Origin of the sequence: Paraburkholderia sp. RL18-085-BIA-A, from assembly GCF_046027075.1 — a bacterium.
In the GTDB taxonomy this organism is placed as follows: Bacteria; Pseudomonadota; Gammaproteobacteria; order Burkholderiales; family Burkholderiaceae; genus Paraburkholderia.
In genome coordinates, this window is the sequence record NZ_JARESU010000103.1 from 1 (window position 1) to 23,344 (window position 23,344).

The following is a 23,344-nucleotide window of genomic DNA, read 5'->3' on the forward strand; positions in this document are numbered from 1 at the left end:
ACGTTTATCACGTCGATGAAAAGCGCTTCTGCGGCACGATCCGCCAGCCGAGATTGACACCTGCGGCCGCCAGCAGAATCAGCACTGCGCCGAGCACCTGAATCCATGCGAGCGTCTGCCCAAACGCGACGCGATCGACGATGATCGCCACTTTTCCACGTCCGCGCCCGCGTCGCTCGACGATACCGACCGGGCGCTGCTCGCCGCGCTCGCTCATGACGCCCGTCAGCCGGTCAGCGAACTGGCACGCGCGGTGGGACTTTCGGCGCCGAGCACCGCCGAACGCATCCGGCGGCTCGAAGCCCAAGGGGTAATCGAGCGCTTCACGGTGCAGATCGATCCGCGCGCGCTCGGCTTCACGCTGCAGGCGATCGTGCGCGTGAAGCCCTTACCCGGTCAGTTGCATCTGGTGGAAGAGGTGATCCGGCGTATCCCGGAGTTCGTCGAATGCGACAAGGTGACCGGCGACGATTGCTTCATCTGCCGCTTGTATCTGCATTCGATCGAGCAGCTCGACGAGATTCTGTCGAAAGTTACCGAGCGCGCGGAGACCAGCACCGCGATCGTCAAATCGACGCCGGTCGAGCGCCGTCTGCCGCCGCTTGGTTGAACGACGCGCGCCGCCGCGCTCGCGCACAGCGCACGAAGCAAGCCGCCGACCGCTACTATTCGACCGCTTCGAAGAACGACAGCATTTCAGCAACCAGTTCGTCCGGCGCTTCTTCGGGAATGTAATGGCCGCACGACAGCGCACGCCCACTCACGTCGCGCGCCACGTGACGCCATTCGGCGAGTGCGTCGAAGCACTTCTCGATCACACCCTTATCGCCCCACAACACGCGCAGCGGACAGCCGATCTTGTTGCCCCGTTCGATGTCGGCACGATCGTGTTCGAGGTCGATGCTCGCCGACGCGCGGTAGTCCTCGCACATCGCATGCACGGCGCCCGGTTGCGCGAGCGCCGTGCGATAGGCTTCGAGCGCGGCGGGCTCGAACGGCGCGAGGCCCGCATGGCGACCGCCCATCACCGCATCGACATAAGCGGCCGGGTTCGCGCCGATCAGCGTTTCGGGCAACGGCTCCGGTTGGATCAGGAAGAACCAGTGGAAATAGTGCGTCGCGAACGTGCGGTCGGTGGCTTCGTACATCGCGAGCGTCGGCGCGATGTCGAGCAGCATCAGACGCTCGACCGAGTCCGCGTGATCCAGCGCCATCCGGTGAGCGACGCGCGCGCCGCGATCGTGCGCGCACACAAGGAATTTTTCGAAGCCGAAATGGCACATCACGGCGACCTGATCGGCAGCCAACGTGCGTTTGGAATACGGCATGTGCGTAGCGTCGCTCGGCGGTTTGCCCGACGCGCCATAACCGCGCAGATCGGTCGCGATGACAGTGAAGTGCGCAGTCAGTTGCGCGGCACAGCGCTGCCAGATCAGATGCGACTGCGGATGACCGTGCAACAACAACAAAGGCGGCCCTGCTCCGCCCTTCACTCCGAAAATATCGACATCGCCCACGGCGACGCGAAAGGGCGTGAAATTCTCGAAGGCCATGGCGTCTCTCTCTTTGTCATTTATGAGTGACTGCATTGTAGAAGCCCCAAATGCACGCACGGGGTGGGATACCCCACGCAAGCATAGAACCTGAACACTCCTTCCAACCGTTCGAAACAAAGCCGCCAGCGCGAATCCCGCGCTTCGCCTATAATCGAACGATCGTGCTTAAATGGCCGAGCAGCCTTGGCCGATGCGTGCGGAGATCGTAGCGCCAGCGTGACCGCAGTCCGCTGCGACACGCCGCAACCCATGTGCCGCTAAACTCACCAAACCCCGGGCGCTCAAGCTCGCACCGGTTCGTCCAAATCAGGAGACTCGCACCATGGCATTGCCCGCCGTCCTGCAAAACCTTGCGCTGCCCGTCGTCGCTTCGCCGATGTTCATCGTCAGCTATCCCGAACTCGTGCTCGCCCAATGCAAGGCCGGCGTCGTCGGTTCGTTCCCCGCGCTGAACGCACGCCCCGCCGAGCTGCTCGACGAATGGCTCACGCAAATCCAGGCACAACTCGCCGAGCACAAAGCGGCCAACCCCGCTGCGCTCATCGGGCCGATCGCCGTGAACCAGATCGTCCATCAGTCGAACACGCGGCTCGAACAGGACGTGCGTGTGTGCGTCGAACACAAGGTGCCGATCTTCATCACGAGCCTGCGCGCGCCCGCGCGCGAGATCGTCGACGCCGTGCATAGCTACGGCGGCATCGTGCTGCATGACGTCATCAATCTGCGCCACGCACAGAAGGCGTTGGAAGCGGGCGTCGACGGCCTGATCCTGGTGGCGTCCGGCGCGGGCGGCCATGCGGGCACGACCTCGCCGTTCGCGCTGGTCGGCGAAGTACGGCGCATCTTCGACGGCCCGATCGTGCTGTCCGGCTCGATCGCCAACGGCGGCTCGATTCTCGCGGCCCAGGCGATGGGCGCGGACCTCGCGTACATGGGCACGCGCTTCATCGCGACCAAGGAAGCGCACGCGATCGACAGCTACAAGCAGGCGATCGTCAACTCCACGGCGTCGGACATCATCTATACGAATCTGTTTACCGGCGTGCATGGCAACTACATTCGGGAAAGCATTCTGAACGCGGGGCTGGACCCGGACGCGCTGCCTGAGTCGGACAAGAGCAAGATGAACTTCGGCAGCGACAAGGCGAAGGCGTGGAAAGATATCTGGGGCGCAGGCCAGGGCGTCGGCCTGATGGACGATGTGCCGAGCGTCAGCGAACTGGTGCAGCGTTTGTCGAAGGAGTACAACGACGCGAAGGCGCGGCTCGGCATTGCGCGCCAGACTTCGCTCTAGCGCGCGGGCTCGGGGAGCGCGCGCAGGCGCTCCGTTGCTGCGGCTCGCTTAACGGCTGGCCGCAGCGCATGCAGTGCATCCGCTTCAAGCGGTGCAGTGCGCGCCTACATGTTGCGGCGGTACTGCCCGCCCACCTCGAACAACGCGTGAGTGATCTGCCCGAGCGAACACACACGCACCACGTCCATCAGCACCGCGAACACGTTGTCATCGTCGATCACCGCGCGCTTCAGACGTTCGAGCGCCCCCGGCGCCGCTTCGCGATGCCGAGCCTGGAACGCGCGCAGACGTTGCAACTGGCTCTGCTTTTCCTCGTCGGTGGAGCGGGCCAGCACGAATGGTTGTGGCGCTTCATGCGGATGCGCGCTCAAGAACGTGTTCACGCCGACGATCGGATACGAGCCGTCATGCTTGCGATGTTCGTACAGCATCGACTCGTCCTGGATGCGCCCGCGCTGATAACCGGTCTCCATTGCGCCGAGCACGCCGCCGCGCTCGGTCAGGCGGTCGAATTCGGCGAGCACCGCGTCTTCCACCAGATCAGTCAGTTCGTCGATCACGAAGCTGCCCTGGTTCGGATTCTGGTTCTTCGCGAGCCCCCATTCGCGGTTGATGATCAACTGAATTGCCACCGCGCGGCGCACGGAGTCCTCGGTCGGCGTGGTGATCGCTTCGTCGAAGGCATTGGTGTGCAGCGAATTGCAGTTGTCGTAGATCGCGATCAGCGCCTGCAGCGTAGTGCGGATATCGTTGAAGTCGATCTCCTGCGCGTGCAGGCTGCGGCCCGAAGTCTGCACGTGATACTTGAGCTTCTGGCTGCGCTGGTTCGCGCCGTAGCGCTCGCGCATCGCGATCGCCCAGATGCGGCGCGCGACGCGGCCCAGCACCGTGTACTCGGGGTCCATGCCGTTCGAAAAGAAGAACGACAGATTCGGCGCGAAGTCGTCGATCGACATGCCGCGCGCCAGATAGGCCTCGACGTAGGTAAAGCCGTTCGCCAGCGTATAGGCGAGTTGCGAAATCGGATTCGCGCCGGCTTCCGCGATGTGATAGCCGGAGATGGACACCGAATAGAAATTACGCACGCCGTGCTCGACGAAGTACGCCTGAATATCGCCCATCACTTTCAGGCTGAACTCGGTCGAAAAAATGCAGGTGTTCTGGCCTTGGTCCTCCTTCAGGATATCGGCCTGCACGGTGCCGCGCACGTTCTCCAGTGCCGCGCGGCGGGTCGCGGCGAGTTCGTCGTGCGTGAGCGGGCGGCCTTGTTGCGCTTCCATGCGCGCGATCTGCTGATCGATGGCGACGTTGAAGAACATCGCGAGGATGGTCGGCGCGGGGCCGTTGATCGTCATCGAGACCGAGGTTTGCGGCGCGCACAGGTCGAAGCCGTCGTATAGCGCTTTCATGTCGTCGAGCGTCGCGACCGACACGCCCGAATTGCCCACCTTCCCGTAGATGTCCGGACGCTCGTGCGGTTCTTCGCCGTACAGCGTGACCGAGTCGAACGCGGTCGAAAGACGTTTGGCCGGCATGCCCGCGGAGAGCAGTTTGAAGCGGCGGTTGGTGCGCTGCGGATCGCCTTCGCCCGCGAACATGCGGGTGGGGTCTTCGTTCTCGCGGCGGAATGGGAACACGCCGGCGGTGAAGGGGAAGTAGCCGGGCAGGTTGTCGAGCATCAACCAGCGCAGGATTTCGCCGTGGTCGATGAACTTCGGCAACGCGACCTTGCGGACTTCGGAGCCGGAGAGCGTCGTCACAGTGAGCGCGGTGCGAAGCTCGCGATCGCGAATGCGCACGACGTGTTCGGCGCCGGAATAGGCCGCCACGGTTTGCGGCCAGGTGTCGAGGAGTTTGCGCTCACGTTCGCCTAGCGAGGCGGTGCGGTGGCCGATCAGGGTGTCGAGGGAGGAGGCGGTGTGGTGGGTTGCGGCAGTGGCGCTCGCCTCCTCAAGCATGCGGCGCGCCTCGATCAGTTGCCAACGCTCGCGCGCGATGCGCGCTTGCCCATCGGCTCGCTCGCGGTAAGCGTGAACCGTCTGCGCGATGTCGGCCAGATAGCGCACGCGCGCCGGCGGCACGATCGCGTTGCGGCCGCTCGAAAAGCGCAGACCGTCAGGTGTCGACAGACGCCCGCCGCCGGAGCGCAAGCCGTGCGCGCGCAGCGCTTCGGCGAGGTGCCGATACAACGCGGTCACGCCGTCGTCGTTGAAGCGCGAAGCGATTGTGCCGAACACCGGCATCGCGTCGGGCGACTTCGCGAAGTCGGCGCGATTGCGCTGCACCTGCTTCGCGACATCGCGCAACGCGTCCTGCGCGCCTTTGCGATCGAACTTGTTGATCGCGACGAAGCCGGCGAAGTCGAGCATGTCGATCTTCTCCAACTGACTCGCCGCGCCGAACTCAGGCGTCATCACGTACAGCGATGCGTCGGCGAACGGCACGATCGCTGCATCGCCCTGACCGATGCCGGATGTCTCGACGATGATCAGATCGAAGCCCGCCGCTTTGCACAGCATCAGCGCGTCGGGCAGCGCGTCGGAGAGTTCGCTCGACGCTTCGCGCGTCGCCATCGAGCGCATGTAGACGCGCGCGCCGTTGCCCCAGTCGCCGATCGCGTTCATGCGGATGCGGTCGCCCAGAAGCGCGCCACCGGACTTGCGGCGCGACGGATCGATTGCCAGCACGGCGATGGTGAGCGCGTCGCCGTAGTCGAGCCGGAAGCGGCGGATCAGTTCGTCGGTGAGCGACGATTTGCCGGCGCCGCCCGTGCCGGTGATGCCGAGGACGGGAACCGCGGCGGCTTTGGCGAGGGCGGACAGTGTTGCGCGGCCGGTGGGATCGACGGCGTTTGCTTCGAAGGCGCTGATTAGTTGCGCGAGGCCGCGGAAGGTGGGGGATGCGAGGTCGGGAGGGTTGGCGGTGTTGGCCGTGCTCGCGGTGCTTGCGGTGCCCGCCGTGCTAGCGGTGTTAGCGGTGTTAGCGGTGTTAGCGGTGTTAGCGGTGTTAGCGGTGTTAGCGGTGTTAGCGGTGTTAGCGGTGTTAGCGGTGTTAGCGGTGTTAGCGGTGTTAGCAGTGTTAGCGGTGCTTGCGGTGCTAGCGGTGCGATTAGCATCCGCGCCGCGGCTCGCGTCGGTCACCTCGCCTACTTGGCTGGCCTCCCCAATTGAGCTACCCGCGCCGCGCACCTGATCGTCGCCCCCTTTCCCACTGCGCCCTTCGAACCGCGGCAGCCGCCGCGCTGACAGATCCGCGATCCACTCGTCGACCGCCGAGCGCCCCGCGTCCATCGCCGCACGCGCGCCTTCCGCGCAGCGCGCGATCATGTCGTCGATCATCCCTTGCAGACCGAGCCGCTGGCCATCGTGTGGCGAATAGATCTTTTCGACGCCATAGCGCTCGAGCTCGGCGATCTCTTCGGGGACGATCACCCCGCCGCCGCCGCCGAACACCTTGATGCGCTCGCCGCCGCGCGCGCGCAGCAAGTCGACCAGATATCGGAAGTATTCGTTGTGGCCGCCCTGGTAGCTGGACACGGCGACGCCGTCGGCGTCCTCGTGCAGCGCAGCGTTGGCGACTTCAGCGACGGAGCGGTTGTGGCCGAGGTGGATCACCTCGACACCGCTCGCCTGCAGGATGCGCCGCATGATGTTGATCGACGCATCGTGGCCGTCGAACAATGCGGCGGCCGTGACAAAGCGCAGGCGCCGGCCCGCGGGCAGCTTCTGGCCGCCCGCGCGCTGCGGCGTGGACAGATCGGTCATGTCTCCCCCAGATCGTTACGCGTATTGGGTGCTGGCAACCAGTATAGCGAAATGGGTCCCGGCGCCCGGGCCGGTCTTGCGGCGCTTTGGGACGCGGTGGTGCGTCGGCTAACGTGCGCTCGGCGCGAATCAACACCGCCCGAACGTCAAGCTTGACTTAATCGCGCGAGCAAACTGCCCGCCCGCGACCACTGGCGCCCCGGCTAACGCCCCGCCAAAGCCCTGATCTGCTCGAGCGACGGCCACAGCGATTCGTTCGAGAACCGCTCAGCCAGAAAGTCGACGAACGAGCGCACTTTCGCCGACAGATGTCGCCGGCTCGCGTACACCACATGAATCGGCAATTCACGCGGGGGCACTTCGTCGACGAGCAGCGGCACGAGACGCCTTGCGGCCAGGTCGTCGCCGATCACCTCGGTGCCGAGCATCGCTATCCCCGCGCCTTGCAGCACGATCACGCGTTGCGCTTCCAGATGGTTGACGATCAGATTGCCCGACAGACGCACGCGCGGCGACGCGTCGCCGGTCGCGATTTCGAGCGCCGACACGCCCGCGTACTGCAGGTAGTTGTGGTTCGCGAGATCGGCGATGCTCTTCGGCGTGCCGTGCCGCCGCAGATAGGCCGGCGACGCGCACAGCACGAGGTGCGCGGTCGCGATCTGCCGCGCGATCAGGGACGACGACTTCAAACCGCCCGGCGAAGCGCGGATCGCAACGTCGAAGCCTTCGTCGATCAGTTCGACCACGCGGTCGGATAAGGTCATGTCGACGGTGACTTGCGGATACTGCGCGGCATAGTCCGCCACCGCGGCCATCACGTGGCTCAAGCCGAACGCCGACAACGACGACACCCGCAAGCGCCCTTGCGGCACGACGCTGGCCGCGCCGACGGCCTGCTCGGCTTCATCGAGTTCGGTCAGTACCTGGCTCAGCCGTTCGTAGTATTCGCGACCCGCCTCGGTCGGCGCGACGCGCCGCGTGGTGCGGTTCAGCAAGCGCGCGCCGAGCTGCTGTTCGAGGTGCATCACATGCTTGCTCGCCATGGCAGCCGACATCTCCATCCGCTCGGCCGCGCCGACGAAGCTGCCGACTTCGACCACATGGCGGAACACTTTCATGCTAACGAGGGTATCCATCTCAATCGCTCGTTTCAGGAATCAATCGTGGTCATTTTGCCGGGTTTATCAAAAGATGGTCGGCAAACTCGCGCGATGTGACGGCCAGAAGCGGCAAAGCCCGCCTTCCGGAGAAGGCGGGCTTTGTTGATGCTGCTGTCCGCGGCGATTTGCTAGGGCCCGCGCTCGCCTGAGATGGAGGCGAGAGGCGACCACCATCGCCGTAAGAGCAGGCGCGCCCCAGCAGCCTCCACACGACGCCTAGAACTTTGCGCGCAAGCCAGCGCCGTACGTGTTGCCGCTCGACTGACCGGTGATGTGGTCATACAGGTAAGCCGCGTACACGTCCGTGCGCTTGGAGAGCGGGTAGTCGTAGCCGATCGCGGCCGTCTGACGGGTCTGGTTGGAACCGCCGCCGTTACGCGAATACGCGTAAGATGCCATCACCGAACCCGGGCCGAACGGCACCGTGGCGCCGCCTTGTCCCGTGTTCACATGCCAGCTCGTGACCTGCTGGTTGTTGTACGTGTACATGTACTGGCCGTAGAACTTCACGAACTTCAGGTCGTACGACGCGCCCGCTTGCGCGACGCTCTGGCTGCGCAGCCCGGGAACGCCCGACGTCTCGAAGCTGCCCAGGTCGCCCGGCACGTTGTTGAAGTTCACGTATTGGTAGACCGCGGTCGCCGCGAACGGGCCGTGGAAGTACAGCACCTGGCCGCTCCACTTCTTCGCGCCATTCTGCGTTGTGTTGCCGAGCGCGTACATCGCGGTGGCCGACAGGCCGCTGAAGTTCGGCGACGAATACGACACCGCGTTGTTCCAGCCCGAGTCGCCGGTCACGCCCTGGTCGGTCGTGTAGGTCGGGAATGTACCGAGCCCGAGGTACGTGTGGTAGACCATCGGCGAGAACACGTATGAGTCGACGAACGGGTTGAACAGGATCGTCGAAACGAACAGCGGCGTGGTCAGGCGGCCGGCGGTCACCGTACCGTACGGCGATTCGATCCCGACGTAGGCATTGCGCGAGAACGTCGTGTCGCCCGTGAAGCGGCCGTACTGGCCGTTCTGCGCGCGGAAGAAGCCTTCCAGCGTAAAGATCGCCTTGTAGCCGTTGCCCAGATCCTCAGCCCCCTTCATACCCCAGTACGACGTCGACATGCCGCCGCCGGACACCACCACAGCGGTCTTCCCCCCGGGAAATTTCTGCGAGCCGACCCATTCGTCGACCTGGCCGTAAAGTTGCACGCTCGATTGCGCAAAAGCAGACGATGCACTGGCCAGCAAAGCGGCACACGCGGTTGCCTTGAGGGTGGTCTTCAGCGCACTGCTGATGCTTGTTTTCATGGGTTCTCCAGTCTTTGTCAAAAGGGTGTGGCTGTGCGAAGGGGGGAGCTCGCGCGAAGCAGTGTTGTCGTCCGTTCGATCATCGAGCCAATCTGGGCGGGACCATCTTTGCGGACCATTTTTATGAACAAAAATATCGCCGGTTATTGCGGGTATATCGGTCTGATTAGTTTTGTCGCTTATCGGCCTGCTATTGCCGTAGTCATCGGCGTCCTTTTGAAAACGACGCCAGCGTCGCGACCGGACAAGCGGCGCGAATACCGCGCCGGCCGGCGATCTCGCACTCGATGACATGAAAATGATGCGCCGCCGCAGAAACGCCCAGATTTGACGACGACAGCGTTTTGCCTGCGAGCGTTTTCAAAAAAAGTGTGGCGTCGAAACGTCACATTTGGCGGGTCGCGGGGCGCATGCGTTGGACGCACGCGTTAAACCGGCGACCGAGGGTAGGCAGTTGGGAAATGGAGGCGAGGTTCGGCAGGAATGCAGAACGAGATTTGGCGGGAGTTGAGCGAGTGGATGGCGTCGTGGCCGGCTTGGGCTGCCAGACAGAAATGCCCGTATTGCGAACGTCCGCTGCCAGCTACCTGCTTACCGTTGGTTGCTCGACGGCGGGCTCGCCAGCCGCTAGTTGCGGCCAGCTACCGCTAGTTGCGATAAGGCGAGCCTTCCGGCTGACGCGGGTCGTCGGCGGGGCGCTGCATTGCGCGCGCAGAGCCGCGTTCTTCGTTGTACCGTGCGACGTCAGCGCGAATCGAACCGCTGCGCACGGGTCCATTAGGCGGCGGCCGTGGCACCGGGCGCGACTCGGCGCTGACTGGCGTAATGGCGCCCGCGTATTGCATGCGGCCACCGCGATCGCCGGGATAACCGGACGGTCCGGCCATGCGCCGCATGCCGGGACGATAGATATCGAAGCCGTCGGCGTAAGTGCCGCCCGTAAATTCACGGCTGCGCTCGGGCATCGGGTTACGGGCGAGCCTTGCCGCAGACGTGCGGTAGTAATGGCCGCCGTCGCGCGCATCGCCACGCATCGCGCGGTCCGCAGCGACATGCGAGTGACCGGCTACGCCACCGCCATGTGGCACGCCCGGCGCTTTTGCAAAGGCGAACGAACACAGCGCAGCGATGACCGCGCCCAACGCCCAGTGCCTCGTTCTCGACAACCCGTCCACCTGGTGACTCTCACGCCCGAAGACTTGCCTGAAGCCCACCGTTCGAGCTGCGATGGACTTGTTCTGGGACTGGCAGAGACGCCGCGTTCATGTCGCGGCGCGGGTCATCCCGACGGCCTTTGAACCGTAATTTATGGGCGGCGGCAAAGGGTGTCGAGCCAAAAAGTGTTAGGCCTCCGCCGTGGATGTAACACCTTGTTACTGCGACGTTTTTCTGCGACATGGCCCTTGCGCGCAAGCCTCGAAACAACCTGCGCCCCGGGGCGTTTTCAGAGCTTCGCAGACGTCCGAACTTGTGACGAATTGGCGAGCGCTTTTTCGTCTCGATTGTTAAATCGGGATGGACCAATGAGAGGCCGTCGCCAATACTGACGTTGAGGCAGCGGCGGTATCCAGCCACCGCCACGATGTCTTTTGATGCGCGACAATCATTAATCAATTCGGCAAATGAATTTGCTTTTTCAATCGAAATTCAACAACAATAGCCGGTTCCGATAAACGGCGGCGCCCCTTGACCCGCGTGTCACGCGTACGCGCCGCGCTATTGCGCATTACCGCATCGAGATTTCGACATGGCTCGCCCGAAACTGCTTCCCGACAACTTCACCCTGTGCCTCGTCGGCACCGTGATCCTTGCCAGCCTCCTGCCGGTTCATGGCCAGGCCGCCGTCGGGTTCAACTGGGTGACCAACGTGGCGGTCGGCCTGCTGTTCTTCCTGCACGGCGCCAAGCTCTCACGCGAAGCGATCATTGCGGGCGCGACGCATTGGCGTCTTCATCTGGTTGTACTTCTCAGCACGTTCGCGCTGTTCCCGCTGCTCGGCCTCGCGCTTAAGCCGCTCCTTTCGCCACTTGTCACGCCGGCGCTCTATACGGGGGTCCTCTTCCTCTGCACACTGCCGTCGACGGTTCAGTCGTCGATTGCATTCACGTCCATTGCCAAGGGCAACGTGCCGGCCGCCGTATGCAGCGCGTCGGCTTCGAGCCTGCTCGGCATCTTCATCACCCCCGCGCTCGTCAGTTTCGTCGTCACCAATCAGGCCGGCGGCGGCGCCTCGCCGTGGCACACGGTGGGCAACATCGTGCTGCAACTGCTGGTGCCGTTCGTGGCCGGCCAGTTGCTGCGCCCGGTGATCGGTAAATGGATCGACCGCCATCGCGGCGTACTGAAGTTCGTCGACCAGGGCTCGATCCTGCTGGTGGTGTACGGCGCGTTCAGCGAGGCCGTCACCGAAGGCCTGTGGCACCAGATTCCGCTGTCCGCGCTGGGCGGCCTGCTGCTCGTCAACGTCGTGCTGCTCGCGCTCGCGCTGGCCCTGACCATCTTCGTCAGCAAGCGCCTGGGCTTTAACCGCGCGGACCAGATCACGATCATCTTCTGCGGTTCGAAGAAAAGCCTCGCCGCCGGCGTGCCGATGGCCAAGGTCATCTTCGCGTCGCATGCGGTGGGCGCCGTAGTCTTGCCGCTCATGCTGTTCCACCAGATCCAGCTGATGGTGTGCGCCGCGCTCGCGCAACGCTGGGGCGCGCGCGACACCAGCGGCGAAACCCAGCTCGCCTCGCGCGAGCGGCGCGCCGCCGCCGTCGCGCGCCGTTGAATACGCGCGCAATGCAAACAGGACATTCATAAGCGCCCTCCCTGAGCGTCGTTTGAAGAAAGCCGCCTTGTGCGGCTTTTTTGTTATTTCACGCGCAAACGAGGGCGCTGTCGCCTCAGCCGGACGGCATAGGACGATTCCTGATTGCGCACCATTGCGGTGCGCTGTTTCACGAAAAGTTCACTTAATTCCAGGCCAAACCGGCCGATAAACCGAAGGTCGATCGCTACGCCCTTCTGCCATGCACCTTTGCTCACCCTCCCGATCCGCCGCGCCGCGCATCGAGGAGCTGATCGCCCGGCGCGAGCTGTCCGCCGTCTTCCAGCCCATCGTCGACCTGGAAGGCGGTGCGATTCTCGGCTACGAAGGTCTGATCCGCGGTCCGGCCGGCACGCCGCTCGAAACGCCGTTCGCGCTGTTCTCGCAAGCGCTCGCCGAGGGCTGCGCGATCGAACTTGAACGCGCGGCCGCGTACACCTGCGTCGACGCGTTCGCGCGGCTCGATGTGGACGGCAAGCTGTTCCTCAACTTCAGCGCGGGCGCGCTGCGCGGCCTGGCCGACAACCCCGACGACACGCTCGCGCTGCTGCGCCGTCACGGCGTCGATCCGCAGCGGATCGTGGTCGAATTGACCGAGCAGAGCACGGTGCTGGATGCCAGCCAATTCCTGCCGGTGATCGCGGCACTGCGCGCGGCCGGCGCGCAATTCGCGCTCGACGACTACGGCACCGCGAATGCCAGCATGAGTCTATGGGTCCGTCTGCAACCGGACGTGGTGAAAATCGACCGCTTCTTCATCCACGACATCGCAAGCGATCCGCTCAAGTTCGAGGCCGTGCGCGCCATGCAGCACTTCGCGCAGGCGAGCGGCGCGCAACTGGTGGCCGAAGGGATCGAAAACGAAGCGGACCTGATCGTGGTGCGCGACATGGGGATCGGCTGCGGGCAGGGTTATTTCTTCGGCCGGCCGCACGCGCAGCCCGCGCGCTGCATAACCGACGATGCCCGTGACGCGCTGCGCGCGGGCCACATCGCGGTATTTCCTGAAACCACGCGCGCGCTGGGCAGCGCGTCGCCGTCGGGCAGCATGGCGTCGGAGAAGATGCTGGTGGCGGCGCCCGCGCTGCCGCGTCACGCGACCAACAACGACGTGCTCGAACTGTTCAACCACCTGCCCGACCTGCACGCGGTCGCGGTGGTCGAACACGACGAACCGGTCGCGCTAATCAACCGGCGCAGCTTCATGGACCGCTACGCGCTGCCGTATCACCGCGAGTTGTTCGGCAAGCGCCCGTGCATGCAGTTCGCCAACGCGTCGCCGGTGGTGATCGAGAAATCGATGAGCGTCGAGCAGATGGCCAAGCTGCTCGCGAGCGACGACCAGCGCTACCTCGCCGACGGCTTCGTGATCACCGACAACGGCAAGTACGCCGGCCTCGGCACCGGCGAGAATCTGGTGCGCGCGGTCACCGAGGTGCGCATCGAAGCGGCGCGTTACGCGAATCCGTTGACCTTCCTGCCGGGCAACATTCCGATCAGCTCGCACATCGGTCGCCTGCTCGGCAACGACGCCGGCTTCTACGCGTGCTACGTCGACCTGAACCACTTCAAGCCGTTCAACGACCAGTACGGCTACTGGCAAGGCGACGAAGTGCTGAAATTCGCCGCCGCTGTGCTCGCCGACGTGTGCGACCCGACGCGCGACTTCCTCGGGCACGTCGGCGGCGACGATTTCCTGATCCTCTTCCAGAGCGATAACTGGCGCGAGCGCGTGCTACAGGCGATCCACGCATTCAACGAAGGCGCGCAACGTTTTTACGCGCCGGCCGAGCGGCTCGCCGGCGGCATCCATGGCGAGGACCGGCGCGGCAATCCGACCTTCTTCGGCTTTGTGACGATGGCCATCGGCTGCGTGCGCGTCGAGCCGGCAGGCGGCGCGTCGGAGTATGGCAGCGAGCAGATCGCGTCAGTGGCAGCGCTCGCCAAGCGCCGCGCGAAGCACGCAGCGAGCGGCTTCGTGCTGATCGACGCCGACGAAAGCGCGGCGTTGATGCGAGGACAGGCCGAAGCGAGTCCCCTGACTCCCGACTGAGCGCCCAACGCGAGCACGCGCAAGACGCTGAAGCTTAAAATCGCCATTGTTTAGCTATTTTTACTAAACAGCATATATCGGGCCAGCCGCAGCCTCTACGGGTATTTCCGGGTACTTATCGAACTCGCGCAAGGCGGTTTTAGCGCCGTTTTACTATACAATCGCCCGAACCCAAACACCCGTGCGGCCGCACTTCCGCGGCCGCTTCATTCGATGGCCACCACCATCCGCGACATCGCCCGCGCGGCGAGCGTGTCGATCGGCACCGTCTCACGCGCACTGAAGAACCAGCCCGGTCTGTCCGACGCCACCCGCGAGCGCGTGGTCGAAGCAGCGCGGCAGCTCGGTTACGACGCCGCCCAGCTGCGTCCGCGCATCCGCCGGCTGACCTTCCTGCTGCACCGTCAGCACAACAACTTCGCCGCTAGTCCGTTCTTTTCGCATGTGCTGCATGGCGTGGAGGACGCTTGCCGCGAGCGCGGCATCGTCCCTTCCGTGCTGACCGCCGGTCCCACCGAAGACGTGATCCAGCAGATGCGCCTGCATGCGCCGGACGCGGTCGCAGTGGCCGGCTTCGTCGAGCCGGAGACGCTGACCACGCTGGTGGCGATGCAGCGCCCGCTCGTGCTGATTGACCTGTGGGCGCCCGGTCTGCGCTCGGTGAATCTCGACAACGCCGCGGGCGCCACGCTCGCCATGCGGCATCTGTTCGAACAACAGCGCAAGCGTGTCGCGTTCATCGGCGGCTCGCTCGCGCACTTCAGCATTGCGCAGCGCGCGCTCGGTTACCGGCAGGCGTTCTTCGAAGCGGGGCTGCTGTTCGACCCGTCGCTGGAATTGACCATGGACGCCGGCCTCGACCCCGACACCGGCGCCGCGCGTGCAATGCACCGCTTGCTCGACGCGCCGGGCCCGCGCCCCGACGCCGTGTTTGCCTACAACGATGCCGCCGCGCTCGCCGCGCTGCGCGCGTGTCTCGCGCGCGGCCTGCGCGTGCCCGAGGACATCGCGATCATCGGCTTCGACGATATTCCCGCCGCCGCTCACGCCACGCCGCCGCTGTCGACCATTTCGGTCGACAAGGAAGCGCTCGGCCGGCGCGGCGTCGAGTTGCTGCTTGAAGACGCACCCGCCGAGCTGGAAGTTCGCTTGCCCGTTCAACTGATTGCCCGTGCCAGTACTTTGGTGAAAACGCCATGACGCAACCCGACCCGCTACAACCCGCCAACGACGCCGTCGCGGTGCCGCCCGTCGACAGCTTCCGCAGCCGCGAGTTTCTGCTCGCGCACGTGCAGGACACGCTGCGCTTCTATGCGCCGAACGTGCTCGATCCGGGCGGCGGCTTCTTCCACTTCTTCCGCGACGACGGTTCGGTCTACGACAAAACCACGCGGCATCTGGTGAGCAGTTGCCGCTATATCTTCAACTACGCGATGGCGTATCGACAGTTCGGCGACCCGCAGCATCTGGAATACGCGCGCCACGGTTTGCGCTTCCTGCGCGAAGCACATTGGGACGCTCAGAACGAAGGCTACGACTGGGAACTCGAATGGCGCGACGGCGGAAAGCGCACGCTCGACGCAACGCGCCACTGCTATGGCCTCGCGTTCGTGCTGCTCGCGTATTCGCATGCGGCGATGGCCGGCATCGAGGAAGCGAAGCCGATGATCGGCGCGACCTTCGATCTGATGGAGCACCGCTTCTGGGATGCCGCCGCCGGTCTCTACGCCGACGAGGCGTCGCCCGAGTGGCGGGTCAGCTCGTATCGCGGGCAGAACGCGAACATGCACACCACGGAGGCGCTGCTGGCCGCCCACGAGGCGACCGGCCACCTCGTCTACCTGGACCGCGCCGAACGCGTGGCGTCGAACATCACGCTGCGGCAGGCCAAGCTGTCACAGGGTCTGGTGTGGGAGCATTTTCACGCGGACTGGTCGGTCGACTGGCACTACAACGAGGAAGACAGTTCGAACATCTTCCGCCCGTGGGGCTTTCAGCCGGGGCATCAGACCGAATGGGCGAAGCTGCTGTTGATACTCGAACGCTTCCGGCCGTTGCCGTGGCTGTTGCCGCGCGCGATCGAACTGTTCGACGCCGCGATGACGCATGCGTGGGACGAAGACCACGGCGGCCTCTATTACGGGTTCGGCCCGGACCGCACCGTGTGCGACCACGACAAGTATTTCTGGGTTCAGGCCGAAACCTTCGCGACCGCCGCTCTGCTCGGCAAGCGCACCGGCAACGAACGCTTCTGGGACTGGTACGACGAGATCTGGCGCTATAGCTGGGCGCACTTCGTCGATCATAAATACGGCGCGTGGTATCGCATCCTCACCTGCGACAACCGTAAGTACAGCGACGAAAAAAGCCCGGCCGGCAAGACCGACTATCACACGATGGGCGCGTGCTACGAAGTGCTGGCTCATGCGCTGCCCGACAGCGCGTCCGCCACGTCCGCCGCGTCCGAATCAGCGGAGAAAACAGAATGAGCAATCCCAGCGCAAGCCCCGAATTCCCCCTCTTCGTCTCTGCCGGCGACATCCTCACCGATCTCGTGCGCACCGGCGCGTCGCAGTGGCTCTCGCGCCCCGGCGGCGCCGGCTGGAACGTGGCGCGCTGCGTCGCGCGGCTCGGCTTGCCGACCGCGTGCGCCGGCTCGCTCGGCGTCGACAACTTCTCCGACGACCTGTGGAACGCGAGCGTCGCCGCGGGTCTCGACATGCGCTTCATGCAGCGCGTTGAGCGCCCACCCCTGCTTGCGATCGTGCATCAGACGCATCCGCCCGCGTACTTCTTCATGGGTGAGAACGGCGCCGACCTCGCGTTCGATCCGGCGCATTTGCCGGCGGGCTGGATCGGCCACGTGAAGTGGGCGCACTTCGGTTGCATCAGCCTCGTGCGGCAACCGCTCGGCGACACGCTCGCCGCGTTGGCGGCCGAGTTGCGTTCGCGCGGCGTGAAGATCAGCTTCGATCCGAACTACCGCAATCTGATGGAGCACGGCTACGAGCCGACGCTGCGCAAAATGGCGGCGCTCGCCGATCTGATCAAGGTATCCGACGAGGATCTGCGCCTGCTGTTCAAGACCGACGACGAAGCCGCCGCCCTCACGCAGTTGCGCGAGATGAACCCAGCCGCCACCGTGATGGTGACGCGCGGACCGGAGTCGGCCATGGTGATCGACGGCGCGTCGGTGATCGAGGCGCGCCCGCCGCGGGTCGAGGTGGTCGATACCGTGGGGGCGGGCGATGCGTCGATCGGGGGTCTGCTGTTCAGCCTGATGGCCGCGCCGCAGCGCGCGTGGCCCGAACATCTCGCGTTCGCGCTGGCGGCCGGCGCGGCCGCTTGCCGCCATGCCGGCGCGCATGCGCCGTCGCTAGATGAGGTCGTCGCGCTGCTGTAATTGTCCTGCCTTGCGCGGCGCGCATTGTCGTGGACATGGAGCGCCGTCGGGGCATGAAACCGAAGCTCCATCATCGTGCTAGGATGAAAAAACCGAAACCGTTGGAAGGAGTGACGCCATGGAAGACATCACCTACACCAAGGGCATCTACACGGCGACGGCTTCGGCAAGAGAAGTCGGCTCGGATGCGTGGCAAGGCGTAGTGACCCTCGCGCGCGACGAAGGCGATCCCAACGCCGATCAGGAGACCACGCTCTACGAAGTGGAAGCGACCTCGTCGACGCCGGGTGAAGCGCTCGAGGAAGCGAAGGCGCTCGCTCATCGGATTCTCGGGGAAATCGAACTCTAGGCAGACCGGCGCTGCGCGCTGTCGCGCCACGCCGCCTTGAATCAACCGGCAGGAGGCGTTCATGGATGAACAGCTCTTCCTCTACGGCGTGTATTCGATACACGTCCGCCCTCTGGAACTCAGCGGCGCGCGCTGGGATGCGGAATACGAAATCCGCCATCGCGAGAAAGCGGTGAAATCGTGGACCACGGTCGGCGGCGACGGCGGGTATGCCGACGAAGCCGAAGCGGTGGCGTCCGCGCATCAGCAAGCGATCGACGATATCGAGCACGGGGCGGGGATTCCAAAGCCGCGGGCTTTTCCGTAGGAGGTCTTCGGGCGAGGCGGGTGTCCGGCGTGACGCGACGCTTCGCTGGGGGGCTGGCCGGACTTCGGCACACAAGGGCGCAACGTCACTGCGCGGCGGCACCGCGATGCGCGAACGATCCCGCAGTGCGCCCCCCACGCATGCGACGCGCTTTGCACGTGCCGCGCTAACACAACCGCGAACGGAGTTGCACGCGCGGCGCAAGCACAACCGCGAACCCCGTTGCGCATGCCACAGCAACGCTAGCAAAAACCCCGCTGTCCACACTGCGCCAACGCCACCGCGAACACCACCACACCGTCACTTCCCTCGCCCACTAACTCGCCGAAAATCGCCTTCCACACGCCAAATGCCGTGCTACGCTTGGCCCGTTTTCATCTCCCCGAGCACGCGATGGCCACTGACCCGTCAGACCGTTTTTCCGGCATCGGCGACGCCGAAGCGGGCGCGCAGAAGCGTCGTGCGCGCGGCAGCCGTGAACTGCGTCTGGACGATCGCGTGGTGATCGCGCACGGCATGCCGACGCCGTTCTGGCAGGACCTCTATCACCGCGCGCTGGTCGTGAGCTGGCCGACGTTTTTCATCTCGCTCGCGATGCTGTTCGTGATGCTCAACACCACCTTCGCCGCGCTCTATATGCTCGGCCGCGCGCCGATCGCCAATCAGTTTCCGGCGGGCTTCGGCGGCGCGTTCTTCTTCAGCGTCGAAACGCTCGCGACGGTCGGCTACGGCGACATGCACCCGCAAACCGTCTACGCGCACTGGATCGCGACGCTGGAAATCTTCGTCGGCATGTTGAGCATTGCGTTGGCGACCGGGCTGATCTTCGCGCGCTTTTCACGCCCGCACGCGAAGATCATGTTCGCCCGCTACGCGATCGTTCGCCCGCTCGACGGCCGCATGACGCTGATGGTGCGCGCGGCCAACGCGCGTCAGAACGTGATCGCCGAGGCCCGCGCCAGGTTGCGCATTCTGCGCCAGGAAACCTCCGCCGAAGGCTACACGCTGCGCAAGCTCTACGACCTCACGCTGGTGCGCGACCAGCATCCGGTGTTCAAACTCGGCTGGACGCTGATGCACATCGTCGACGAAAGCAGTCCGCTGTTCGGCGAAACCGCCGAGACGCTCAAAGGAAGCGACACCTCGCTGCTGCTCACGCTCGAAGGGGTCGACGAATCGACCTCGCAAACCATGCAGGCGCGCCACATGTGGACCTGCGACCAGATCTACTGGCAGCACCGTTTCGTCGACATCCTGAGCGAGCAGGACGGCGTGAGCCACATCGACTACTCGCATTTCGACGAGGTCGTGCCGCTCGACGCTGCGCCCGTTCAGGCGGACGTGGCGGCCAGCGCGGCGGCGCGCCAGGTGGCGAGATAGGCGGCACGCTCAGCAACGCGCCAAGCCGCGGCCCGCGCCGCCCTGAACGGCACTGAAACACCCCAGGGCATACCCGAACCGCGCGGCAGCATGGCAAATCCAACTCAAAACTTCATTAAAACGCGCGGCTCCTCGCGCCCATTCGCGAGCGGCCGATCAAAGTAGCAAAAATCCTCTCTAATCGGCGCTAAAAAATAGAGTCTCTTCCGCAGCGTCCCTTTGTGGTCCCTACCCTCACGCGCGGACGCAAAACAGCAACCATTTTTATGGGATCGGAGTAAGCGCTAAAGCGCTAACTCCGATCGACACTGGAGACTCACCCATGACCGCTCGCCTGCCCATCGACGGCACGCCCGCTCTCGCCGACTACAAGCTGTCCGACAATCTCACCGCGATGCGCGGCCGCATCTTCCTGACGGGCACGCAGGCATTAGTGCGCCTCGCGTTGATGCAGCGCGCGCTCGACCAGACGCGCGGCATGAACACCGCCGGCTTCATCAGCGGCTATCGCGGCTCGCCGCTTGGCATGGTCGACCAGCAGTTGTGGAAAGCGCAGAAGCTGCTCACCGCGAGCGATATCCGCTTCCTGCCGGCGATCAACGAAGAACTCGGCGGCACCGCCGTGCTCGGCACGCAGCGGGTGGAAGCGGACCCCGAGCGCACCGTCGAAGGCGTATTCGCGATGTGGTACGGCAAGGGCCCGGGCGTGGACCGCGCGGGCGATGCGCTCAAGCACGGCAACGCGTATGGCTCGTCGCCGCACGGCGGCGTGCTGGTGGTCGCGGGCGACGACCACGGCTGCGTGTCGTCGTCGATGCCGCATCAGAGCGACTTCGCAATGATGGCGTGGCACATGCCGGTGGTGAATCCGTCGAACATCGCCGACATGCTCGAATTCGGCCTGTACGGCTGGGCGTTGTCGCGATTTTCGGGCGCATGGGTCGGCTACAAGGCGATCTCCGAAACGGTCGAATCGGGCTCGACGGTCGATCTCGATGCGCTGCAAATCGAATGGGCCGTACCGCAGGATTTCACGGTTCCCGCCGGCGGCCTGCACAACCGCTGGCCCGATCTGCCGAGCCTGACGATCGAGTCGCGCATGCACGCGAAGCTCGACGCGGTGCGCCACTTCGCGCGCGTGAACAGCATCGACAAATGGATCGCGCCGAGCCCGCACGCGAACGTGGGGATCGTCACATGCGGCAAGGCGCATCTGGATCTGATGGAAACGCTGCGCCGGCTCGATCTGACAGTTGCCGATCTGGACGCGGCTGGCGTGCGGATCTACAAGGTCGGCTTGTCGTTTCCGCTGGAGATGACGCGTATCGATGCGTTCGTCGCCGGCTTGTCGGAAGTGCTCGTGATCGAGGAGAAAGGCCCGGTCATCGAACAGCAGATCAAGGACTATCTGTACAACCGCACGCAAGGCGCACGGCCGGTCGTGATCGGCAAGCACGCCGAGGACGGCACGCTGCTGCTGTCGTCACTCGGTGAATTGCGGCCTTCGCGCGTTTTGCCGGTGTTCGCGAACTGGCTCGCGAAACACAAGCCGGCGCTCGATCGACGCGAACGCGTGGTCGACCTGGTCGCGCCGCAAATCCTCTCGAACGCGGCGGACAGCGTGAAGCGCACGCCGTACTTCTGCTCGGGCTGCCCGCACAACACCTCGACCAAAGTGCCGGAAGGGTCGATCGCTCAAGCCGGTATCGGCTGCCACTTCATGGCCTCGTGGATGGAGCGCGACACGACCGGCCTGATCCAGATGGGCGGCGAAGGCGTCGACTGGGCCTCGCATTCGATGTTCACGAAAACGCGCCACGTGTTCCAGAATCTCGGCGACGGCACGTACTTCCATTCCGGCATTCTCGCGATCCGTCAGGCGGTCGCCGCGAAAACCACCATCACGTACAAGATTCTCTATAACGACGCGGTCGCGATGACGGGCGGCCAACCGGTCGACGGCAGCATCTCGGTGCCGCAGATTGCGCGTCAGGTGGAAGCCGAAGGCGTGTCGCGCTTCGTCGTGGTCAGCGACGAGCCGGAGAAATACGACGGCCATCACGATCTGTTTCCGAAGGGCACGACGTTCCACCATCGCAGCGAAATGGACGCGGTACAGCGCCAGTTGCGCGACACCGACGGCGTGACCGTGCTGATCTACGACCAGACCTGCGCGGCGGAAAAACGGCGGCGCCGCAAAAAAGGCGAATTCCCCGATCCGGACAAGCGTCTCTTTATCAACGAGGAAGTCTGCGAAGGCTGCGGCGATTGCGGCGTGCAGTCGAATTGCCTGTCGGTGGAACCGGTTGAAACGGCACTGGGACGCAAGCGCCGTATCGATCAATCGTCGTGCAATAAAGACTACTCATGCGTGAACGGCTTCTGCCCGAGCTTCGTCACGGTGGAAGGCGGCAAGCTGAAGAAAGCCGCGGGCGCCGCGTTCGATCCGCAAGCGCTCGCCGCCCGCGTCGACGCGCTGCCGGTTCCCGCGACGCAGCTCGACGCCGCGCCATACGACATCCTCGTGACGGGCGTCGGCGGTACGGGCGTCGTGACGGTCGGGGCGTTGATCAGCATGGCCGCGCATCTGGAAGGCAAGAGCGCGTCGGTGCTGGACTTCATGGGCTTCGCGCAAAAGGGCGGCTCGGTGCTGTCGTTCGTGCGCTTCGCCGCGCGCGACGAGTGGCTCAACCAGGTTCGCATCGACACGCAACAGGCCGACGTGCTGCTCGCCTGCGACATGGTGGTCGGCGCAAGCGCCGATGCGTTGCAAACGGTGCGTCATGGCCGCACGCGCATCGTCGTCAACACGCATGCGATTCCGAACGCGACGTTCGTGCAGAATCCGGACGCGACGCTGCACGCCGACGCGCTGATCGACAAGATGCGTCACGCGGCGGGCGCCGAGCGCATGTCGACCTGCGACGCGCAAGCGTTGGCGACGCGTTTTCTCGGCGACACGATCGGCGCGAATATCCTGATGCTCGGTTACGCGTGGCAACTCGGTCTGGTGCCGGTGTCGTTCGGCGCGATGATGCGCGCGATCGAATTGAACAACGTCGCGGTGTCAATGAACCAGCTGGCGTTTTCGATCGGCCGGCTGGCCGCCGCAGATCCCGCCGCGCTCGAATCGCTGTGGCAGGCACGCCATCTGGCGAAGCAGGCCGTGCGCGTCGACACGCTCGACGAACTGATCGCGCATCGCGAAGGACGTCTGCAGATTTATGGCGGCGCTGCCTACGTGAAACGTTATCGCACGCTGGTCGACGCGGCGCGCCGCGCGGAAAGCGCCGTCGATGCGACGAGCGAACGCGTGACACGCGCGGTAGCCACGACGTTCTATCGCCTGCTCGCGGTGAAGGACGAATACGAAGTCGCGCGCCTGCATACGGATGCCGCGTTCCGTGAAGCGCTCGAAGCGCAATTCGAAGGCGTAGCGGGCAAGGACTTCGGCATCAAGTTCAACCTCGCGCCGCCGACGCTCACGCGCGCGCAACCCGGCGTCAATCCCACCAAGAAAATCTTTGGCCAATGGATGTGGCCGGTGCTCGGGATGCTGGCGAAATGGCGCGGCCTGCGCGGCACGCCGCTCGATCCGTTCGGCCGCACGCTGGAGCGCAAGATGGAGCGCGAACTCGCGAGCGATTACGAAACCACGTTGCAGCGCGCGCTCGCGAAGCTCGACGCAAACAATCTGGAAGACGTCGCGAAGCTCGCCGATCTGCATGCGCGTGTGCGCGGTTACGGTCACGTGAAGCTGGCGAATCTGGCGGGTGTGAAGCGTGGCGAACGTGAGCTTGCGACACACTTGCGGATCGACGCGGCGACGGGTGGTGCGGTGAAGAAGTCACTCGAGGAGATGAAGGGCGCGGGACAGCTGCGCGGGATTCCTGTGGTGGTGGCGAAGTAGCATTCGCCGGCGAAACGCGCTGCGCAGCGTGAATGGAAAAAGCCGCTTCGGGTG

At 64.7% G+C, this 23,344-nt stretch carries 16 protein-coding genes and 1 pseudogene; 11 read left to right on the forward strand and 6 right to left on the reverse strand.

The features are described 5' to 3' along the window. Positions 1 to 7: 7 nt before the first annotated feature. A pseudogene (locus tag P0D89_RS38705) lies at positions 8 to 151 on the reverse strand (EamA family transporter); the annotation flags it as partial. On the opposite strand from P0D89_RS38705, the gene P0D89_RS38710 reads away from it, so the two are divergent. Further along, on the forward strand, positions 134 to 610 hold the full coding sequence (locus tag P0D89_RS38710; protein WP_408378187.1) for an Lrp/AsnC family transcriptional regulator: 477 nt from the start codon (positions 134 to 136) through the stop codon (positions 608 to 610). The pseudogene P0D89_RS38705 and the gene P0D89_RS38710 sit on opposite strands and share 18 nt — an antisense overlap. A gap of 55 nt (positions 611 to 665) precedes the next feature. On the opposite strand, the gene P0D89_RS38715 is transcribed toward P0D89_RS38710, so the two are convergent. Beyond that, the gene (locus P0D89_RS38715) at positions 666 to 1,553 is read right to left on the reverse strand and encodes an alpha/beta fold hydrolase (protein ID WP_408378166.1); all 888 of its coding nucleotides are present in this window, start codon (positions 1,551 to 1,553) and stop codon (positions 666 to 668) included. Between the two features lie 325 nt (positions 1,554 to 1,878). Between P0D89_RS38715 and P0D89_RS38720 the strand changes: the two genes are divergently transcribed. Then, positions 1,879 to 2,850, forward strand: coding sequence for an NAD(P)H-dependent flavin oxidoreductase (locus P0D89_RS38720; protein WP_408354487.1), 972 nt, complete (start codon positions 1,879 to 1,881; stop codon positions 2,848 to 2,850). A gap of 104 nt (positions 2,851 to 2,954) precedes the next feature. Here the strand turns inward: P0D89_RS38720 and icmF are convergent, their stop codons facing one another. The 4 genes from icmF to P0D89_RS38740 all read right to left on the reverse strand — a co-directional run bounded on the left by icmF (position 2,955) and on the right by P0D89_RS38740 (position 10,242). Continuing rightward, positions 2,955 to 6,614, reverse strand: coding sequence for a fused isobutyryl-CoA mutase/GTPase IcmF (gene icmF / locus P0D89_RS38725; RefSeq protein ID WP_408378169.1), 3,660 nt, complete (start codon positions 6,612 to 6,614; stop codon positions 2,955 to 2,957). A gap of 203 nt (positions 6,615 to 6,817) precedes the next feature. Further along, the gene (locus P0D89_RS38730) at positions 6,818 to 7,750 is read right to left on the reverse strand and encodes a LysR family transcriptional regulator (protein WP_408378172.1); all 933 of its coding nucleotides are present in this window, start codon (positions 7,748 to 7,750) and stop codon (positions 6,818 to 6,820) included. Positions 7,751 to 7,990: 240 nt separating this feature from the next. Next, positions 7,991 to 9,076, reverse strand: coding sequence for a porin (locus P0D89_RS38735; protein WP_408378175.1), 1,086 nt, complete (start codon positions 9,074 to 9,076; stop codon positions 7,991 to 7,993). Between the two features lie 647 nt (positions 9,077 to 9,723). After that, positions 9,724 to 10,242, reverse strand: a complete 519-nt coding sequence (locus P0D89_RS38740) for a hypothetical protein (protein WP_408354532.1) — start codon at positions 10,240 to 10,242, stop codon at positions 9,724 to 9,726. Between the two features lie 581 nt (positions 10,243 to 10,823). On the opposite strand from P0D89_RS38740, the gene P0D89_RS38745 reads away from it, so the two are divergent. The 9 genes from P0D89_RS38745 to P0D89_RS38785 all read left to right on the forward strand — a co-directional run bounded on the left by P0D89_RS38745 (position 10,824) and on the right by P0D89_RS38785 (position 23,290). Then, positions 10,824 to 11,849, forward strand: coding sequence for a bile acid:sodium symporter family protein (locus tag P0D89_RS38745; RefSeq protein WP_408378178.1), 1,026 nt, complete (start codon positions 10,824 to 10,826; stop codon positions 11,847 to 11,849). Between the two features lie 241 nt (positions 11,850 to 12,090). After that, positions 12,091 to 13,941: an EAL domain-containing protein gene (locus P0D89_RS38750; protein WP_408378181.1), complete on the forward strand. Its 1,851-nt coding sequence runs from the start codon at positions 12,091 to 12,093 to the stop codon at positions 13,939 to 13,941. 213 nt (positions 13,942 to 14,154) lie between these two features. Continuing rightward, positions 14,155 to 15,141, forward strand: a complete 987-nt coding sequence (locus tag P0D89_RS38755; protein ID WP_408354541.1) for a LacI family DNA-binding transcriptional regulator — start codon at positions 14,155 to 14,157, stop codon at positions 15,139 to 15,141. Further along, a complete protein-coding gene (locus P0D89_RS38760; RefSeq protein ID WP_408378184.1) occupies positions 15,138 to 16,430 on the forward strand; it encodes an AGE family epimerase/isomerase in 1,293 nt (430 codons plus the stop codon). The genes P0D89_RS38755 and P0D89_RS38760 overlap by 4 nt, the downstream gene beginning before the upstream one ends. Then, on the forward strand, positions 16,427 to 17,344 hold the full coding sequence (locus P0D89_RS38765) for a carbohydrate kinase family protein (protein ID WP_408354547.1): 918 nt from the start codon (positions 16,427 to 16,429) through the stop codon (positions 17,342 to 17,344). The genes P0D89_RS38760 and P0D89_RS38765 overlap by 4 nt, the downstream gene beginning before the upstream one ends. A 118-nt stretch (positions 17,345 to 17,462) precedes the next feature. After that, positions 17,463 to 17,693 (forward strand): hypothetical protein, encoded by a 231-nt coding sequence (locus tag P0D89_RS38770; RefSeq protein ID WP_408354550.1) that lies wholly within the window; start codon positions 17,463 to 17,465, stop codon positions 17,691 to 17,693. Between the two features lie 61 nt (positions 17,694 to 17,754). Beyond that, on the forward strand, positions 17,755 to 18,000 hold the full coding sequence (locus tag P0D89_RS38775) for a hypothetical protein (protein ID WP_408354553.1): 246 nt from the start codon (positions 17,755 to 17,757) through the stop codon (positions 17,998 to 18,000). Between the two features lie 393 nt (positions 18,001 to 18,393). Continuing rightward, on the forward strand, positions 18,394 to 19,380 hold the full coding sequence (locus P0D89_RS38780; protein WP_408354556.1) for an ion channel: 987 nt from the start codon (positions 18,394 to 18,396) through the stop codon (positions 19,378 to 19,380). Positions 19,381 to 19,702: 322 nt separating this feature from the next. Then, positions 19,703 to 23,290 (forward strand): indolepyruvate ferredoxin oxidoreductase family protein, encoded by a 3,588-nt coding sequence (locus P0D89_RS38785; RefSeq protein ID WP_408354559.1) that lies wholly within the window; start codon positions 19,703 to 19,705, stop codon positions 23,288 to 23,290. Positions 23,291 to 23,344 lie beyond the last annotated feature (54 nt).

Coding starts and splice junctions, on each gene's coding strand:
- P0D89_RS38745 (WP_408378178.1), top strand. CDS start 10,824: ATGGCTCGCCCGAAACTGCTTCCCGACAACTTCACCCTGTGCCTCGTC.
- P0D89_RS38760 (WP_408378184.1), top strand. CDS start 15,138: ATGACGCAACCCGACCCGCTACAACCCGCCAACGACGCCGTCGCGGTG.
- P0D89_RS38785 (WP_408354559.1), top strand. CDS start 19,703: ATGACCGCTCGCCTGCCCATCGACGGCACGCCCGCTCTCGCCGACTAC.
- P0D89_RS38750 (WP_408378181.1), top strand. CDS start 12,091: ATGCACCTTTGCTCACCCTCCCGATCCGCCGCGCCGCGCATCGAGGAG.
- P0D89_RS38730 (WP_408378172.1), bottom strand. CDS start 7,750: ATGGATACCCTCGTTAGCATGAAAGTGTTCCGCCATGTGGTCGAAGTC.
- P0D89_RS38715 (WP_408378166.1), bottom strand. CDS start 1,553: ATGGCCTTCGAGAATTTCACGCCCTTTCGCGTCGCCGTGGGCGATGTC.
- P0D89_RS38770 (WP_408354550.1), top strand. CDS start 17,463: ATGGAAGACATCACCTACACCAAGGGCATCTACACGGCGACGGCTTCG.
- P0D89_RS38755 (WP_408354541.1), top strand. CDS start 14,155: ATGGCCACCACCATCCGCGACATCGCCCGCGCGGCGAGCGTGTCGATC.
- icmF (WP_408378169.1), bottom strand. CDS start 6,614: ATGACCGATCTGTCCACGCCGCAGCGCGCGGGCGGCCAGAAGCTGCCC.
- P0D89_RS38780 (WP_408354556.1), top strand. CDS start 18,394: ATGGCCACTGACCCGTCAGACCGTTTTTCCGGCATCGGCGACGCCGAA.
- P0D89_RS38775 (WP_408354553.1), top strand. CDS start 17,755: ATGGATGAACAGCTCTTCCTCTACGGCGTGTATTCGATACACGTCCGC.
- P0D89_RS38720 (WP_408354487.1), top strand. CDS start 1,879: ATGGCATTGCCCGCCGTCCTGCAAAACCTTGCGCTGCCCGTCGTCGCT.
- P0D89_RS38735 (WP_408378175.1), bottom strand. CDS start 9,076: ATGAAAACAAGCATCAGCAGTGCGCTGAAGACCACCCTCAAGGCAACC.
- P0D89_RS38765 (WP_408354547.1), top strand. CDS start 16,427: ATGAGCAATCCCAGCGCAAGCCCCGAATTCCCCCTCTTCGTCTCTGCC.